The sequence below is a fragment of the Ruegeria sp. MALMAid1280 genome (genome assembly GCF_049195285.1).
Classification (GTDB): domain Bacteria; phylum Pseudomonadota; class Alphaproteobacteria; order Rhodobacterales; family Rhodobacteraceae; genus Ruegeria.
The window spans coordinates 1-16401 of sequence record NZ_JBMIRT010000032.1 but is presented as its reverse complement, the minus strand read 5'-3'; the positions used below and the strand labels follow the sequence as shown (position 1 = coordinate 16401).

16 protein-coding genes and 2 pseudogenes are annotated in these 16401 nt (G+C 56.7%); 7 read left to right on the top strand and 11 right to left on the bottom strand.

Going from position 1 to position 16401, the window contains the following annotated elements; translation table 11 throughout:
• Positions 1-140 (top strand): annotated as a pseudogene (locus tag ACOQFT_RS01535) (bifunctional methylenetetrahydrofolate dehydrogenase/methenyltetrahydrofolate cyclohydrolase); the annotation flags it as partial.
• 451 nt (positions 141-591) lie between these two features.
• Here ACOQFT_RS01535 and ACOQFT_RS01530 read toward each other — a convergent pair.
• On the bottom strand, positions 592-1605 hold the full coding sequence (locus tag ACOQFT_RS01530; protein WP_421596306.1) for an EamA family transporter: 1014 nt from the start codon (positions 1603-1605) through the stop codon (positions 592-594).
• On the opposite strand from ACOQFT_RS01530, the gene ACOQFT_RS01525 reads away from it, so the two are divergent.
• Positions 1567-1998, top strand: a complete 432-nt coding sequence (locus ACOQFT_RS01525) for a group II truncated hemoglobin (protein ID WP_421596305.1) — start codon at positions 1567-1569, stop codon at positions 1996-1998. The genes ACOQFT_RS01530 and ACOQFT_RS01525 overlap by 39 nt on opposite strands.
• 43 nt (positions 1999-2041) lie before the next feature.
• On the opposite strand, the gene ACOQFT_RS01520 is transcribed toward ACOQFT_RS01525, so the two are convergent.
• The 7 genes from ACOQFT_RS01520 to ACOQFT_RS01490 all read right to left on the bottom strand — a co-directional run bounded on the left by ACOQFT_RS01520 (position 2042) and on the right by ACOQFT_RS01490 (position 8952).
• Positions 2042-2755 (bottom strand): type 1 glutamine amidotransferase, encoded by a 714-nt coding sequence (locus ACOQFT_RS01520; RefSeq protein WP_421596304.1) that lies wholly within the window; start codon positions 2753-2755, stop codon positions 2042-2044.
• Positions 2756-2832: 77 nt separating this feature from the next.
• Entirely contained in the window at positions 2833-4161 is a 1329-nt protein-coding gene (glnT, locus tag ACOQFT_RS01515; RefSeq protein ID WP_421596303.1) for a type III glutamate--ammonia ligase, read from the bottom strand.
• Between the two features lie 80 nt (positions 4162-4241).
• On the bottom strand, positions 4242-5570 hold the full coding sequence (locus ACOQFT_RS01510) for an FMN-binding glutamate synthase family protein (RefSeq protein WP_421596308.1): 1329 nt from the start codon (positions 5568-5570) through the stop codon (positions 4242-4244).
• A gap of 20 nt (positions 5571-5590) precedes the next feature.
• Complete coding sequence (locus ACOQFT_RS01505) at positions 5591-6274, bottom strand: protein GlxC (RefSeq protein WP_421596302.1); 684 nt, start codon at positions 6272-6274, stop codon at positions 5591-5593.
• A 1-nt stretch (position 6275) separates the two neighbouring features.
• On the bottom strand, positions 6276-7205 hold the full coding sequence (locus ACOQFT_RS01500) for a class II glutamine amidotransferase (protein ID WP_421596301.1): 930 nt from the start codon (positions 7203-7205) through the stop codon (positions 6276-6278).
• A 146-nt stretch (positions 7206-7351) separates the two neighbouring features.
• Positions 7352-7567, bottom strand: coding sequence for a hypothetical protein (locus ACOQFT_RS01495; RefSeq protein WP_421596300.1), 216 nt, complete (start codon positions 7565-7567; stop codon positions 7352-7354).
• An 11-nt stretch (positions 7568-7578) separates the two neighbouring features.
• Complete coding sequence (locus ACOQFT_RS01490; RefSeq protein ID WP_421596299.1) at positions 7579-8952, bottom strand: ammonium transporter; 1374 nt, start codon at positions 8950-8952, stop codon at positions 7579-7581.
• Positions 8953-9291: 339 nt separating this feature from the next.
• On the opposite strand from ACOQFT_RS01490, the gene ACOQFT_RS01485 reads away from it, so the two are divergent.
• Genes ACOQFT_RS01485 through ACOQFT_RS01465 form a run of 5 tightly spaced genes read left to right on the top strand, consistent with a single transcriptional unit; the run spans position 9292 to position 13654 of the window.
• A complete protein-coding gene (locus ACOQFT_RS01485; RefSeq protein ID WP_421596298.1) occupies positions 9292-10437 on the top strand; it encodes an aminomethyltransferase family protein in 1146 nt (381 codons plus the stop codon).
• Positions 10438-10492: 55 nt separating this feature from the next.
• The gene (locus ACOQFT_RS01480; protein ID WP_421596297.1) at positions 10493-11089 is read left to right on the top strand and encodes a dimethylamine monooxygenase subunit DmmA family protein; all 597 of its coding nucleotides are present in this window, start codon (positions 10493-10495) and stop codon (positions 11087-11089) included.
• Positions 11086-12048 (top strand): PDR/VanB family oxidoreductase, encoded by a 963-nt coding sequence (locus ACOQFT_RS01475; protein ID WP_421596296.1) that lies wholly within the window; start codon positions 11086-11088, stop codon positions 12046-12048. Before ACOQFT_RS01480 ends, ACOQFT_RS01475 begins: the two co-directional genes overlap by 4 nt.
• Positions 12049-12061: 13 nt before the next feature.
• Positions 12062-13129: a heme-dependent oxidative N-demethylase family protein gene (locus ACOQFT_RS01470; RefSeq protein WP_421596295.1), complete on the top strand. Its 1068-nt coding sequence runs from the start codon at positions 12062-12064 to the stop codon at positions 13127-13129.
• Positions 13130-13156: 27 nt separating this feature from the next.
• The gene (locus ACOQFT_RS01465; protein WP_421596294.1) at positions 13157-13654 is read left to right on the top strand and encodes a GNAT family N-acetyltransferase; all 498 of its coding nucleotides are present in this window, start codon (positions 13157-13159) and stop codon (positions 13652-13654) included.
• On the opposite strand, the gene ACOQFT_RS01460 is transcribed toward ACOQFT_RS01465, so the two are convergent.
• From ACOQFT_RS01460 to ACOQFT_RS01450, 3 genes and pseudogenes are all read right to left on the bottom strand, one after another.
• The gene (locus ACOQFT_RS01460; RefSeq protein ID WP_421596307.1) at positions 13632-14261 is read right to left on the bottom strand and encodes a helix-turn-helix domain-containing protein; all 630 of its coding nucleotides are present in this window, start codon (positions 14259-14261) and stop codon (positions 13632-13634) included. The genes ACOQFT_RS01465 and ACOQFT_RS01460 overlap by 23 nt on opposite strands.
• Before the next feature lie 610 nt (positions 14262-14871).
• The gene (locus ACOQFT_RS01455; protein WP_421596293.1) at positions 14872-16155 is read right to left on the bottom strand and encodes a glycerate kinase type-2 family protein; all 1284 of its coding nucleotides are present in this window, start codon (positions 16153-16155) and stop codon (positions 14872-14874) included.
• Positions 16156-16163: 8 nt separating this feature from the next.
• Positions 16164-16401: pseudogene (locus ACOQFT_RS01450) on the bottom strand (hypothetical protein); the annotation flags it as partial.

Here is a 16401-nt window from a genome sequence, read left to right as displayed (position 1 = left end):
GCGCCGCCGAGCGTGCGGGCGCCATCACCCCGGTTCCGGGTGGCGTTGGTCCGATGACCATCGCCTGCCTGCTGGCCAACACGCTGACCGCCTGCTGCCGCGCAAACAGCCTGCCAGAGCCCGAAGGCCTGACCGCCTGATGATGACGTCGCGGGTTCTGACGGAAAGTGCGACCGCGGCCAATCGGTATTGGTGTCATGCCGGGCGTAATACGCGCCTGGCGATCGTTTCGATTGGAGAATCAGCATCAAACGCCGCCCGGGCGCGGGCTGTCACGGCACGCGCCATGCGTATAGGAATGCCTCTGGATCAGGAAGTCTGGGGGCATCACATGTGTCAGGAGACCTGCCGGTCACTGCTGCAGCGGTTAAATTGCTCTGACAGTATCTTTGCGGTTTTGGTGCTGCCTGATGTGCCGGAACATCTTGATTTGAAAGTTCTGAGGGCGGACTTGCATCGCCACAAGGATCTGATGCGACCGGGCGCGTGGAATTGTGCAGGATCGTTACGACCCGGCGAAATAGACAGTATCGTTGACAGCGCGATTGCGGCACATCGATTTCATACTACAGGGCTTTCTGGCCCGTCATATCAAAGCGCCAGATAGCCGATACCCGCAAACGCGACGAAACAACCCAGCCATTGGCGTACAACCATTTTTTCGCGCAATACGGCCCACGCCAGCACAACTGTCAGCAACCCAAAAACCGACGCCGCAACCGAAGCATATTGTGCATTGGGCAGACCGCCTGCTGCGATCACGCTCAGGATGGCGATCGCATCCAGAATACCCATCACGCACAAAAGGGGCAGGGCCTGCGATCCGGGCCAGATCGACCTGCGTGATGCCAAGGCGATCAAACCCAGGGCTAAGATTGCAGTCAGCCGACTGAGCAGGGCGACCGAGTATTCATCACTCAGCTCAGTTGCATATTGTCCAAGCGCAAAGGCGGCAGCGAACCCGGCTGCTGCAAGTAGTGACAGCACTGCCGTTGGCCCGGCATCTGGGTAAGAAGTTGCATCGCGTTCAGATTTGGCGGCGACGACGGAAACTCCGACACCGATCGCTATTATGGCCAGCCAATGAAGCGGGCTGACACTTGCACCACGCCAGATGGCCAGTGATACGGACAAGACCGGATAGCTTGCAACCAGGGGCGCAACCAAACGGACGGGGCCGCGTTGAAACGCAGCATACATACTGATGCCCGCCAACAGGTAGCATCCTCCGGCGGCAACCGCGCTGATCATTGCGGTACCGGAGATAGGATCGAACGCACCTAACGTCGCCACCAGACTAAACTGAAGTACCGCACCTGAGATCAGCACAGCCATAAGCGATGCAATCACGCTGACAGACTGGCTGACATAGCGCACCGCAAGATCGTGTACCCCCCAGCAAAGTGCGGCTAAAAGGCCAAGCGCCAGCGCATTCATTCCATCACCACCATCACCGGTTTCACGTAAATCCGCCTCTGAGCATAAGTACGTCAAAATGTCACTGTTGATAAACTTATTTTCCTGGTATGCAATATTGGCGATGCCAGAGACACAGAAAGGCAGCACATGAAATCCGCGATAGAGCAACTTGGTGGTGAGACTCAACTGCGCGCTCTGGTCGAGCGTTTCTATGACCGTATGGAAACCGATCCGGCGGCGCATTCGTTGCACAGGCTGCATTTTCGGGGACATGGGCTGAACCACACCAGGCAAGCTCAGTTCGAGTTTCTCAGTGGGTTTCTGGGTGGTCGCGCCTATTACCGCGAACGTTTCGGCCATATGGATCTGCGGGAAATCCATGCGCATATCCCCATACGAGAGGCCGATGCTGAGCTTTGGCTGGATACGTTCGATGCCGCATTGGAGGATTGCGAGATGACCGGTCCGGTCGTCGACAAGATGCGCGCGACGCTGCGCAGGGCGGCGCTCATGTTGGTCAACGATGTTCCTGACTGGCGGTTAGAAGCAGATGCTGACGCTGATGCCGGGCATATGTAAACGAAACGCTGCTACCTTCGCATCTACCATTCAATTGTTCTGATCAGAACTGGCGCAGAGCAGAGTAGAATTCGGATGTCATCCTGTACTGATCGGCAGCGATCCGATCGCTTTCATTTTCCAAGGCAAGCGCTGCGTCGGCCGATCCCAGCCAGTCGACTGCACATTGATGATTTCCTTTGTCCTCCATCCAGGTGCTGATCGTGCCCTGAACAATTTCGGGATGAAATTGAACGCCCCACGCACAGTCCCCGACGCGTATCGCCTGAACCGCGCATCCGTCAGATGCTGCCAATACAGCCGTATCGGGTGGTAGATCTGCGGTGGCCACCCCATGCCACTGAAGCACAGGAAACTGTCGGGGCAGAGAGGCGAATAGGGGATCTTCACGTCCGTTGCCGGTCAGCTCGACCGGCAGCACGCCGATTTCTGGGATTTGCATGCGGGCGCAGGTGCCGCCAAGCGCATCTATCAGCAGCTGATGCCCCAAGCATATGCCAAGATACGGCCGATTGAAATCACGCACCCACGTCCTGATGGCTTGCTTTTCGATTGTGAGCCAAGGATAGGTCCCGGTCTCCCAAACATCCATTGGGCCGCCCATCACAAGCAAAAGGTCAAATTCGTCCAACGGCGGAATAGACTGACCTTTGTAGAGGTGCACGATCTGCATCGCGTCTTCATGACGGGCAATGTGGTCACAAAACGCACCTGGACCCTCGCCCTGGGTGTGCTGAAATATGAGAACGTTCATCATTTGCCTCTCTTGCCCGGATCAAAAAAACTGGGCCGCAGCTTGCGCCGCGGCCCAGCAATGCAATTCCTGCTGCTGGCTCAAATATCCAGCGTGTTTTCCTTTTCCCAGCGCGAGAAATGCGACACGAAGGAATTCCACTCCTGATGTTTCATTTTCAGGAAAGCGGATGAGAACTCGGCTCCCATCATGGCTTTCAGTTCTTTGTCCTTGTCATATTCACGCAGCGCATCAAGCATGTTCAGGGGCAGTTTCGGTGCGCCGCGCACCTTATGCCCTTCGGCATACATGTCGATGTCCCAGCGCTTGCCGGGGTCTGCCTTGGACCGAATACCTGACAGCCCAGACGCGATGATGACGGCCTGCAGCAGATAAGGGTTGGTTGCTCCGTCCGGCAGACGCAGTTCGAACCGTCCGGGGCCGGGGACACGTACCATATGGGTGCGGTTGTTGCCGGTCCAGGTCACGGTGTTGGGGGCCCAGGTTGCACCTGACATGGTCCGCGGCGCGTTGATGCGCTTGTAGCTGTTCACCGTCGGGTTGGTGATCGCTGCTAGTGCCGAGGCATGCTTCATGATACCGCCGAGGAAGTGCTTGCCCCGCTCGCCCAAACCAACCTCACCGGTGGGGCCGTCGCCGTCGCCTGCGAACACGTTGGTCTTGGCCGCATCGCCCGGTGCATCCCAGACCGAGATGTGGGCGTGGCAGCCGTTGCCGGTCAGGCCTTCCACCGGTTTCGGCATGAACGTCGCGCGCAGGCCGTGCTTTTCAGCAACCGACTTGGTCATGAACTTGAAGAACGAGTGCTTGTCGGCGGTGCGCAGGACATCGTCAAACTCCCAGTTCATTTCGAACTGGCCGTTGGCATCCTCGTGGTCATTCTGATAGGGGCCCCAGCCCAGTTCCAGCATGTAGTCGCAGATCTCACGCACGACATCATAGCGCCGCATTACGGCCTGCTGGTCGTAGCAGGGCTTTTCTGCCGTATCGAACGGATCGCTGATCTGATCGCCATCCGGGGTCAGCAGAAAGAATTCGGCCTCGATTCCGGTTTTGACATGCAGGCCTTCGTTTGCAGCCTCGTCGATCAGGCGGCGCAGTACGTTGCGCGGGGCCTGCGCGACATCGCTGCCTTCCATTACGCAGTTGCCTGCCACCCAGGCCACTTCGGGCTTCCAGGGCAATTGAATGACAGATGAAGGGTCCGGCACCGCCAGCATATCGGGATGCGCCGGAGTCATATCGAGCCAGGTTGCAAAGCCGGCAAAGCCGGCACCATCTTCCTGCATATCGGCAATGGCCTGCGCGGGCACCAGTTTGGCCCGCTGTCCACCAAACAGATCGGTGAACGAGATCATGAAGTATTTGACGCCTTTTTCTTTTGCGAAAGCTGCGAGATCTGTCGTCACGATGGCTTTCCTTTCCCTGTTGTTTTTTTGGTTTTCAAAGCAAAAACGCGGCCCCCATCAGGGAGCCGCGCAGCATCGGTTCAGAACCCTTCCTTGCCCGGGTACCAACTGGTTCCCGCCAGCGGGACCCGCGCCATGGCGGCGGCCTCCATTGTCAAGGCGCACAGGTCTTCTGGTTCGAGATTGTGCAGATGGTTATGGCCACAGGCGCGGGCAATGGTCTGCGCCTCAAGCGTCATCACCTTCAGATAGTTGCGCAACCTGCGGCCCGCATCAACCGGGTCCAGACGGGCAGCCAGATCGGGATCCTGTGTGGTGATTCCGGCCGGATCCTGACCTTCGTGCCAGTCATCATATGCGCCCGTTGTCGTGCCCAGTTTCTGGTACTCGGATTCCCATTTCGGGTCGTTGTCCCCAAGCGCCACCAGAGCGGCTGTGCCGATGGCGACCGCGTCCGCTCCTAGCGCCAAGGCTTTGGCCACATCGGCGCCGGTGCGGATACCGCCCGAGATAACCAGTTGAACCTCACGATGCACGCCCAGATCCTGCAACGCCTGCACGGCAGGGCGAATGCAGGACAACGTCGGAAGTCCGACGTGTTCGATGAACACGTCCTGCGTCGCGGCAGTTCCACCCTGCATGCCATCCATCACCACAACGTCTGCCCCGGCTTTCACGGCTAGCGCGGTGTCATAGTAGGGCCGGGTTGCGCCAACTTTGACATAGATCGGCACCTGCCAGTCGGTGATTTCCCGCAGTTCGAGGATCTTGATCTCAAGGTCATCCGGCCCGGTCCAGTCGGGATGACGGCAGGCCGAGCGCTGGTCGATCCCCTTGGGCAAGGTGCGCATTTCGGCCACGCGATCGCTGATCTTCTGGCCCAGCAGCATACCACCGCCGCCGGGTTTTGCACCCTGGCCGACCACAATCTCAATTGCGTCTGCCTTGCGCAGGTCATTGGGGTTCATGCCATAGCGCGAGGGCAGGTACTGATAAACCAGCTTGGTCGAATGGCCGCGCTCTTCGGGTGTCATGCCGCCGTCGCCGGTGGTGGTTGACGTGCCCGCCGCAGATGCGCCACGGCCCAAGGCTTCTTTTGCCGGGCCGGACAAGGCACCAAAGCTCATGCCTGCAATTGTGATCGGGATATCCAATTCGATCGGCTTCTTGGCAAAGCGCGTGCCCAGCGTTACCGAGGTATCGCAGCGTTCCCGATAGCCCTCCAACGGATAGCGCGACACTGACGCGCCCAGAAACAACAGATCGTCGAAATGCGGGACCTTCCGTTTCGCGCCACCGCCGCGAATGTCATAGATGCCGGTCGCAGCGGCGCGACGGATCTCGGCATTGATCGGATTGGAAAACGTCGCCGACTGGGTCGGCAGGGTGCGGGGGATCTGATCGTCCATATCTTTCATACCCTTCTTCCTCAGTACGCGGCGGAGTTGTCGATGTCGAAGTTGTACAGCTGACGGGCCGAACCATAGCGTTTGAACTCTTCCGGCTTGGCGTCGCTGCCTGCGCGATCCAGCAGATCCCTCAGAATATCCAGATGCTCGGGGCGCATTTCCTTTTCGATGCAATCAGCGCCGAGGCTTTTGACCGAACCACGCACGAACAGATGCGCCTCGTAGAGTGAATCCCCCAGCGCATCGCCTGCGTCCCCGCAAACCACAAGGTTCCCGGCCTGTGCCATGAAGGCAGACATGTGACCGATATTGCCGTGTACGACAATGTCGATACCTTTCATCGAGATGCCACAGCGCGAACTTGCATTGCCCTTGATCACCAGCAAACCGCCATGGCCGGTCGCACCGGCATATTGACTGGCGTCACCATCTACGATGACCTGACCGGACATCATATTTTCGGCCACACCCGGTCCAACGGACCCTTCAACTTTGATGGTTGCCTGCTGGTTCATTCCGGCACAGTAGTACCCGGTCGAGCCCTTGACCGTCACCTCAATCGGCGCGTCCAGCCCGACGGCAATAGCGTGGCTGCCCTTGGGATTTACTATCTCCCAACGGGTCTGGTTGGTCTCGGCGTTTTGTGCCTGCAGGGACGAGTTCATTCCGCGCAGTCCGTCTGCCTCTAAATCATAGGTCTGCATATCAGGCGGCCTTTTCGTGGGTTGTCGGGCTGTCGTTGTGCGACCAGAAATAAACGGTGGACGGCTCGGGCTCCCAGACCCGGGCGTCTTCGATGCCGGGCAGATTGACCAGGGCGCGATATTCGCTGCCAAAAGCCACATACTGGTCCGTCTCGGCCATCACCGCGGGTTTGCAGGCAATCGGGTCGCGGACCACGCCAAAGCCGTCTTTGGTGCCGACAACAAAGTTGAAGAAACCGTCCAGATCATCAAGGCTGGATTGCAGCGCCTCACCCAGCGAGGCGCCGTTCATCATCTTCCAGGTCAGATAAGCGGCACCGACTTCGGTGTCGTTCTCGGTCTGGATGACAACCCCTTCACGGCGCAGCTTGCGGCGCAATGAGTTGTGATTGGACAGCGAGCCGTTATGGACAAGGCACTGGTCGGACCCCGTGTTGAACGGGTGCGCACCCATAGTTGTCACCGCGGATTCGGTTGCCATGCGGGTGTGGCCGATACCATGAGTTCCGCTCATGCCGCTGACATCAAACCGGGCTGCAACATCTTTGGGCAGGCCAACCTCCTTGTAGATTTCAAGGCTGTCGCCACGGCTCATGACGCGAACCGACGGGCGGATCTCGGCCAGCGCGGCGCGCGCGGCTTCGAACTGACCTGCCGGAATGTCAAGCACGGTATGTGTATCGTTGTCTGTCTGACCAACCGTTACGCCCAGGCTCTTGCCCAGTTCATCGGCAAGGCCGACAAAGTCGTTTTCGGGGTTGGGGGACTGAACCGTTATCTTGGTTCTGCCCTCATTCTCGGCACCATATATCGCAATACCGGCGCTGTCGGGGCCACGATCCGTCATCGTGATCAGCATGTCTGTCAGCATATTGCCCAGTTGGGGCGCAAGAGACTGGTCTTTGAGGAATAATCCAACAATTCCGCACATGGCTGGCAGATCTCCTTGTGTGTTTCGTTATGATTCGACGGTACCAACAAATCTACGGGATATCAATAATCATAGGAAAGTTTTTTTCCTATCAGGCAATGGGCGCAACCTCTGTTCTGCGCCCATTGCCAGCTTACAAAGCTGGATCAATACCGTTCCAGCTGTGCCTTCACCTTCTCTTCGTCACCGGTATGGCGTGCCTTTTCAAGGTGCTCGCCTTCCCGGACGAACTGGATGCGATGCCAGCCGATCCAGAATACGACACCAATGATGACCATAAGGACTTCGTATCCTTGGAAAGGGTAGATAGGACCGACCTCGGCAAGATCGACAGACCAGTTTGTGTATCCATTCGTAGACATATCCTTCTCCCTTACTTTGCAGCTACGCCACGGGCAGCCAGCTCTTCTTTGTCGGCTGCAATAATCGCGGCTTTGGCGTCTTCGTAGGCATGATGTTCAGCGTAATCGAGGCCTTGAAGTTCAACCTCTTCCGGAATGCGAAGCACACCGGCTGCGGCTTGGAATTTCGCCAGTATGAAACCAGGCATGAAGCCGAGGACAAAGAACATGATGACCGCACCGGTGATTTGCCCAACCGGGTTAATCGTTGCATAGCCTTCGTACGGCGAAGACGGTACGCCCCATAGGACGAAGCCCGAGATCACCAGGCCAACAAACCCTGCATAGCCATGTACGGCAACGGCACCAACAGCATCGTCAAGCTTGAATCGACGTTCGACCCAATAGTGCAGCTTGTAGACGATCACGACACCGATCGCGGCAATGATCATCGCCTGGATCGGGTGATACAGATCGTTACCTGCCGAAGCTGTGATAATCCCTGCCAAACCGCCTGAGAATGTCCAGAAGGCATCGCCCCTGGACACCACATAGGCCGCCATCAAGCCGCCCGACAGTGACATCAGGAAGTTGAAGGTAATCGCCGACAAGGTGGTTGGGGCCAGATAGATGTTGGTTGCGGTCCAGGTCACCCCTGTGATCTGACCGTCGATTCCTTCGGGCGAAATCGCAGGCACGTTGCATGCGGCATAAAAACCCCAGAACCCGGTGTAGATCAGGAAAATTCCGATTGTCAGCAGCCATGGGTTATGCGGCGGAATATCCCGCGGAGTGCCATCCTTGGCGAACTTGCCGAGGCGCGGCCCCAGAACCATGATCACACCAAGCGCGTAACCGCCCGCAACCGCATGGATAACACCAGAGGCGTAAGCATCATGGTAGCCTAGGATTCGAACCATCCAGCCGCCATAGTGCCAGCCCCATGCGGCATCGATAATCCACCAGACCGATCCGATCATGACCGCGTGCACCCACAGGGCCGAGGACCTGATCCTTTCGATTACGGACCCCGATACAATCGAGGCTGCCGTCCACGAGAACAGCAGAAAGGCGGCCCAGAAGACCCCTGTGATTCTATCGTTTAAGTTTGTGGCCATTGTGTCGGCCCACGGCAGGTTCGCGGCGCCCGCCTCGGTGTCCAGACCGCCCCAGAACGGAAAGTTCGGGAATGCCCAGTAGATCCACCATCCAAAGAAGAAGAACGTGACCGTCACCAATGGGATGATCATGATGTTTTTCATCAATGTGTGCATATGGTTACGAGCCCGGCTGGCGCCGACTTCGTACATGCAAAAGCCCACATGGATGAGGAACATGAAAACGACCGTTACCCAGTAATAAAACTCGGTAAAGACCGTCGTAAGCGCGTTTAGATTACCATCCACTTCGTAGTCTCCCTGTTGTTGCAGCAGGAGGTCTCTCTCCGGAGTTTTCCTGCTGGGAAATTTTATCTACTCAGGGGACAATTTCATCGGCGACCTGTCAATAGATATGTGGGGCAAACATCTTTAACGACGGTGTCGGGGGCACTTTGCGAAGGGCCGACTCCTGTCGTAACGCGTTGTAAAACGAGTATTTTACGCAGATATGGCTTTCAACTTCAGGGCCCATAAATTGAAGGCAAATATTCCCATCAGGAAAAAAATCTGCACACAAGTGTTGATTTTCAATCTGACATCGGCCTCAATATGGTCAACAAAAGCAATCAACGGGAGACCTGAACCATGGCCATTCTTTGGAGGACGTCGGTCCTTGCGCAACGCCATGCCGAGATCGGCGGCGAGCTTGAGGACTGGAACGGTATGGGAACCGCCTGGTTCTATGACCACAGCCCTGAACGCGCCAAAGCGGACTATGAAGCGATCCGTACCAAAGCGGGTCTTATGGATGTTTCTGGTCTGAAAAAGGTCCACGTGGTCGGAGAAGATGCCGCCTATGTCATTGATCGGGTCACCACGCGGAACGTGGAAAAGATCATGCCGGGCCGGTCGACCTATGCGTCGATCCTGAATGCCGAGGGCAAATTTATTGATGACTGCATCATTTATCGTCTCTCGGTGAACACGTGGCTTGTCGTGCACGGCACAGGAACGGGCATGGAGCAGTTGACTTCGGTGGCGGCGGGCAAAAATTGCTCGGTCCTTTTTGACGACGACATGCACGACATGTCCTTGCAGGGACCAGTGGCCGTTGATTTCCTGGCCAAACATATCCCCGGAATTCGTGATCTGGCCTATTTCGGCATTATGCAGACCAAGCTCTATGGCTGTCCGGTGATGATTTCGCGAACCGGTTATACCGGTGAGCGCGGGTACGAGATTTTCTGTCAGGCCAAGCACGCCGTACACCTTTGGGACAACATTCTGGCCGAGGGTAAAGACATGGGTATCGTTCCGGTCCAGTTCTCGACGCTTGATCTGCTTCGTACTGAAAGCTACCTTCTGTTTTATCCGGGCGATAACTCGGAAACCTATCCTTTCGATGATGAAACATGCGGTGATACCCTTTGGGAACTGGGTCTGGAATTCACAGTATCCCCCGGCAAAACCGGCTTCATCGGGGCCGAGAACCACTATGCCTCGCAAGGCAAGGAACGGTTCAAGATCTACGGCGTCAAGCTTGACGGCACGACCCCGGCGGATGAGGGCGCCGACCTGCTGCAGAACGGTGAAAAGGTCGGTGTTGTTACCTTTGGCATGTATTCCGAAATCAATGGGCACAATGTGGGTATCGCGCGGATGCCGGTCGCCTGTGCTTCACCCGGCACCAAACTGACGGTGCGTAACGGTGATGGGACGGAAATAGCAGCGACTGCGGAAGAAATGCCGTTCTACGATCAGGACAAATCGATCCGAACCGCAAAAGGCTGAGTTTAAGGGGGCGCGACGGACACACCGTGGCGCCCTTTTCCTGTTTGAGGGCACAATGTCAAAGTTCGAATTTCCCAAGTCAATCACAAGCCGCCCGGTCTGGGGCACGCTAGAGGTTCGCCCGGGCGAACATCATCTCATGATCGCCGAGGCCGAAGGGGCCGAAGCCGTTCTAGGCATCGCGACACCTGACCTGATGGCCAAAACCCACCTGATCTACATTCCCAAAGGGACGGATTTTTCGGAAAGGCTGAAGGCGCTAAACCCTGCGCAGTTCTACGAAGGCCCGTCCTATGAAGCGGCGTTGCCGCGTATTCGCCGCGTCCTTGAGGACGCGCATATGGGATTGCAGGTCTACCTGACCGGCACCGAGGGCATGATGGGTCAGGCCATGAACGAGGTGATGGCCGTTGGCCTGCCGCACACCGCGATCCGGACCGAACATCGCGGTTCAGTCGCGCGCCGAATGCAATGCGTGCATTGCAAGGGCATCACCGAAGATGTCGAGGTTGATCCATTTGTCTGTTCGCATTGCGGGCTGAACCTGTTCGTGCGCGATCACTATTCCCGCCGTCTTGCCGCGTATCAGGGCGTTCGTGTGGACGCCGAAGATCATGGCAACGTGCCCGAGCCGAAGGGGATTTACGAATGAGCGGCGCTGAGAAAATTCAGGTCAAAGTAACCGAGATCACTCCACTGAACGAGTTGGTGACGCGATTCCGCTTTGAACGCATTGACGGCAGGCAATTGCCGACCTTTTCGGGCGGAGCACATACCGTCGTCGAAATGCAGGATGGCGGCATCACGCGGTTGAACCCGTATTCCCTGATGTCCGACCCGTTCGATCAGTCATCTTATACCATCTCGGTCCGCCGAGACGATCAGGGCAGGGGCGGTTCGTTGTTCATGCACCGGCAGGTCAAGCTGGGCGACGAGATGACCATCAGCTATCCGGTCAACCTGTTCTCGTTGGATTTGCGGGCTCGCAAGCACCTGTTCCTGGCCGGTGGTATCGGGATCACACCATTTCTGGCGCAGATCAAACAGCTAGAACTGCTGCATGGTCACTGGGAACTGCATTATGCGTGCCGCAACAACGCATTGGCGTCGTATGCCGAGCAACTGACAGACAGGCATCCGAACGAAACCCATCTGTATTATGACGATCAGAATCAGCAGATCGATCTGAAGAACCTGCTCAGCGGGCAACCTCTGGGTACGCATGTCTATGTCTGTGGCCCCAAGGGCATGATCGACTGGGTGCGCAACACCGCTGCGGAAGAAGGCTGGCCCGAGGATTGCGTGCATTACGAAGAGTTTCTTGCTCCGCAGCCCGGTAAACCGTTCGAGGTACGATTGGCGGCTTCGGACAAGGTCATCCATGTGGGCGAGAATGAAAGCCTGCTGGAAGCCATTGAACGTGAAGGCGTGGATGCGCCGTATCTGTGCCGCGGCGGGGCCTGCGGACAGTGCGAAACCGTTGTGTTGGATCACGATGGAAACTTTGTTCACCGCGATCACTGGCTGACCGATGAGGAAAAGGCAGCAGGCAAGAAAATCATGCCCTGCGTATCGCGTTTCGAGGGCAAGTCCCTCGTGCTGGACCGCTGAGAGGAGGCCCAACATGACCATACAATTCAACGACGAGTCCTTCCGCGACGACTATACGTTTCACAACTCGGATTGGGCGATCAAACGCTTTCCGTTCCCATTCCACGAAGACAGCTATATGTATTCGGTTAACATGGAACAGCACCGGGGCGGGCCCAAGGGCTCGGTCTATGAGATGCGGTTCGATGTAGACGAACACTATGTATCCGAGATGAAAGACCGGGCCATCGTCCTGGATCAGGACCCTCTGCGCTGTCAGTCACTGCCGCATATGACCTTGGCGGGGTGGGACCTGCTCGAGCTGATCATGGTCAGCAAGTCGGAAGACTATCCCGACCTGTTCGAGCTGCACCGCAACGGTAATCAATGGCGCTGGGTTAACAAGCCGCTGGGGATCGACCACAGCTTTACCTTCATGGATGAAACCACGTTGCCCTATGGGCCGATGGAATACATCACCCGTCAGGCGCAGGGTGATTTCGCTGTGTTGGATCAGCGTGATGAGATGTTGTGGATGGATGCCGGTATGGTGACAACCCAGGCCGATTGGAGCCTGGATTTCGATATCGGTATGAATTTTTTCGAATGGCATGCACCGGTGCCGAAGGCCCATGAAATGGGTATTTTTCAGCGCGCCTTGAAGTTCCTGCTGAACATCCAGCAGGGTGCCCCAGCGCGGCGTCTGAACTGGACCATGACTGTGAATCCTCTGCTGGATACCAGCCCGGAAAACTATCACAAATGGGGCATCCAGAAGACCACGCTGACTCCTGAAAACATCGCGCACAAGCAACATCTGCGGGTTGAGCTTCAAACTTTCTTCCGACTGCCGCGATCCAACGCGCTGGTGTTCCCAATCCGCTGCTATTTGTGCAGTTTTCAGGATCTGATGACCGTTCCAAAATGGGGCCGTCGCCTGCACCGCGTTATCCGGGACCTGCCGGTAGAACTGGCCACTTACAAGGGGTTCATCGACAACCGTCCCATGATGCTGGACTACCTCAGTCAGTTTGACGATGGATTGCCGACCTCACCTGGTATCTGGCCCGATCTGGACACGGAACCACCTTTGTCAAAGTGACCGCGGATTGCGAAGTGTCTTGCCTCTATGGCCGATCGGGACAAAACACCTTGGCTCATTCCGAGCGATGATATCGCATTGTATGACGCGCTTGCGCTGCTTCGTGCGTCATTTCAGTACATGGATACCCGGATCGACCCTCCGTCTTCTATCCATACGTTGACTGTAGAAGCGATGCAGGCGCACTGCCTGAGCGGAGGTGAAATCTGGGCCATGGGCCAACCGCTTTTTGCGTGCATGTTCCTGACACCCAAGTCCGACAGCTTGTATATTGGAAAGCTGGCGGTGACGGACGGGTTCCGGGGGCAGGGGATCTGCCGCAGGTTGATGGATCACGCGGCAAACCGGGCAGTAGAGCTTGGTCTGCTTGCACTGGAACTGGAAACGCGCGTGGAACTCACTGAAAACCATCGCGTTTTTTCGAGGTTGGGGTTTACGATCGTGGGCGCGAGCAGCCACGAAGGTTATGACAGACCCACGGATTTCTTATTACGCAAGCCGATCAGTTTGTCTGCGGATAGCTGATCACTGAAATGTAACGGGCCGGCAGATTGACCAACCGTTCTGGACCGTGGGGTGCGTCGGCATCAAAGAACAGGGTGTCGCCTGGCTTCAGGGGGTAAATCTGGTCTCCGTGGCGATAATCCACCTCACCTTCCAGCATGTAAATCGTCTCGATCCCGCCATGTTGGAAAGTCGGAAACACGTCGGATTTAGCGGTCAGGGTGATCAGGTACGGTTCTACGATTACGCCTGATCCGTTGGCCCCAATATGCCCCAAAAGATTGTACTGGTGGTTGGCGCGCGTTCCTTCACGTTCCAGCTCGACGCCTTCACCCGCCCTTGTATGAACTGCCTCGCGACGTTCTTCAAACTGTCTGAAGAAGCTTGTCAGAGGTACCGACAGTGCATCCGCCAGCGACTGAAGGGTCGTCAAGGAAGGGGATGTATTGCCGTTTTCAATCTTGGACAGCATGCCGATCGACAAACCGGTTAGCTGGGCCAGTTCGGCGACCGTAATATTCTGCTGTTTGCGAAAGGCGCGAACCTCGCGGCCAATGGCGACTTCAAGAACTTTTTCTCTGCCACCCGAACGAACGGAATGTGGGTCCTGTGTCAGATCTGCCGCCATTTCTTTGTCGCGTTTTTTCAATTTCACTCTTTCAATGTCTTGCTACACTTGTCCAAACAGGTTCTGCAAGCAGGCGATGCGCAATACGTAATCCAACTGCGACCATCATAGCATTAATTTTTCCTGATAGTAAAATAATCATGCTGACAGAAAAATGCCGGGAACCGGATTCCTATCGCTTGACGGCTTTCGGATCGCGTTCCCGACCTCGGTGACAGAACCGCTGGAGGCTGCAAAGAAAATTGCGAAGAATACGGCTAACTCTCAAGCCGAATGTGGAACAGGCTAATCAGGTGCATCGGCCTGAAGGTCTGTTTCAGCGGGTACCTGTTACCCGTTCGGCCATGCGGGATCGTTTGGACTTCCGGAACATCGTCGCGCTTCCATAAATATTGGTTATCACTGTCCCAACGTTCTTTGCGTCGCGTCTCGGGGGCGGTATGAAGTTGAAAAATAAGGATTTCCTTGTTGACCTGAAGGTTAGGTGACGACGCCTGTATACCTTTGAGCGATCTATTTTTTCGGTTTGGGTTTAGGGCAAATTCGCAAAACTAGCGCCCTAATACCCGACATTTTTGGTACTGAACGATCGCGGTTTTTTCAAGCGAACTCAGGCGTTGGACCCGAGCAAGAAGACCTGAATGTCGGCAACATTGGTTCCGGTCGCTCCGGTTATCAGAAGGTCACCCGACAGTGTCAAAGCCCTGTGACTGTCGTTGCTTGCCAATAAAGAGGCAGGATCATGCCCTGACGCGCGGATACGGGCGAGCGTGCCTGCATCCACCACTGCGCCAGCAGCTGGGGTTGGACCATCGCGGCCATCTGTGCCGCCGCTCAGAAAAACCCAGTTGCCGGGGATCGGGCGTTCTTGCGCCAGTTGGGCGACGCGCAGTGCCAATTCCTGATTGCGCCCACCGCGGCCTGTGCCTTGCAGACGTACAGTTGTTTCACCACCAAACAGCAGGGCGGTTGGGCGATCACGGGGCGCGGTCTGGGCCGCCTGAAAAATCTGTTCAGCCGCGACGGAAACGTCGCCAATTAACGCGTCGGACACAATTTCAGCCCTACAGGACTGCGCCGCACAGCGAAATGCGGCTTCAAGGCTGATCGTGTTCGACCCGATCAGGTTATTGGCGGCCTCATTCACTTTGGCATGTTCAGGAATGCTCAGCTCCAGATGGGTACGGGCGGCCTTTGGTAACCGGTGCCAGATCCCGGCCTCGATACAAGCCCTGCGGGCATCTGCGTGGCTTCCGATTGGCACGGTGGTCGGTCCGCTGGCGACGGCCCGTAAGTCATCTCCGATCACATCCGACAGGATGTACGCCGTGACCCGGGCAGGTGAGCCAAGTCGCAAAAACCCGCCGCCCTTGAGCTGACTCAGGTGCTGACGCACCAGGTTCATCTGAACGATGTCCAGCCCGGAAGACAGCAAAACTTCGTTGACTGCAATTTTGTCTGAAAGGGTCAATCCATCAACAGGCGCGGGGACCAAGGCCGACCCCCCGCCCGAAATCAGTGCAATGATCTGATCCTGCTTACATGCCGCACTGAGCAATGAGATGATCTGTCGCCCCGCTTTCAAGCCGCGTTCGTCCGGGATGGGATGCGCGCAGGTCAACACTGTTGCGCCGGAAACGAGCGCCTGGTTTTCGGGGTGCGTCACGGCAAGGGCGACATGATCGCCCCGAACGTGTTGCAATGTCTCTGCCATCATGGCAGGCGCAGCTTTTCCAATCGCAATCAGGATGCTGCGTCCGCCTTGTTTTGGCGAAGGCAAAGGTGTCGTCCGCAACCGTCTGCGCAATGATACCGCCGGATCTGCCGCGGTGACCGCCGCGGCAAAGATAGCTGCGGCACTATCCCGCAGATTTATCGACAATTGCTTGGTCACAATACCGGTCAGGCCGCGGCAATCTGGCCTGCTTTTTCGACCAGAACTTCGGCCTGTCGGATAGAGGCATAGTCGATCAGGCGACCGTCCAGCGACACCGCGCCTTTGCCTGCGCGCAATTCGCGTTCGCCTTCCCCTGCGCGTCGGGCGACCATCAGCAGCAATGTGATGGCCAGATCGGCGGTGCACTCGGACAAGACATCCGGCGTATTGGTCACCGTCATGCCCAAATCACGCGCCGATGGT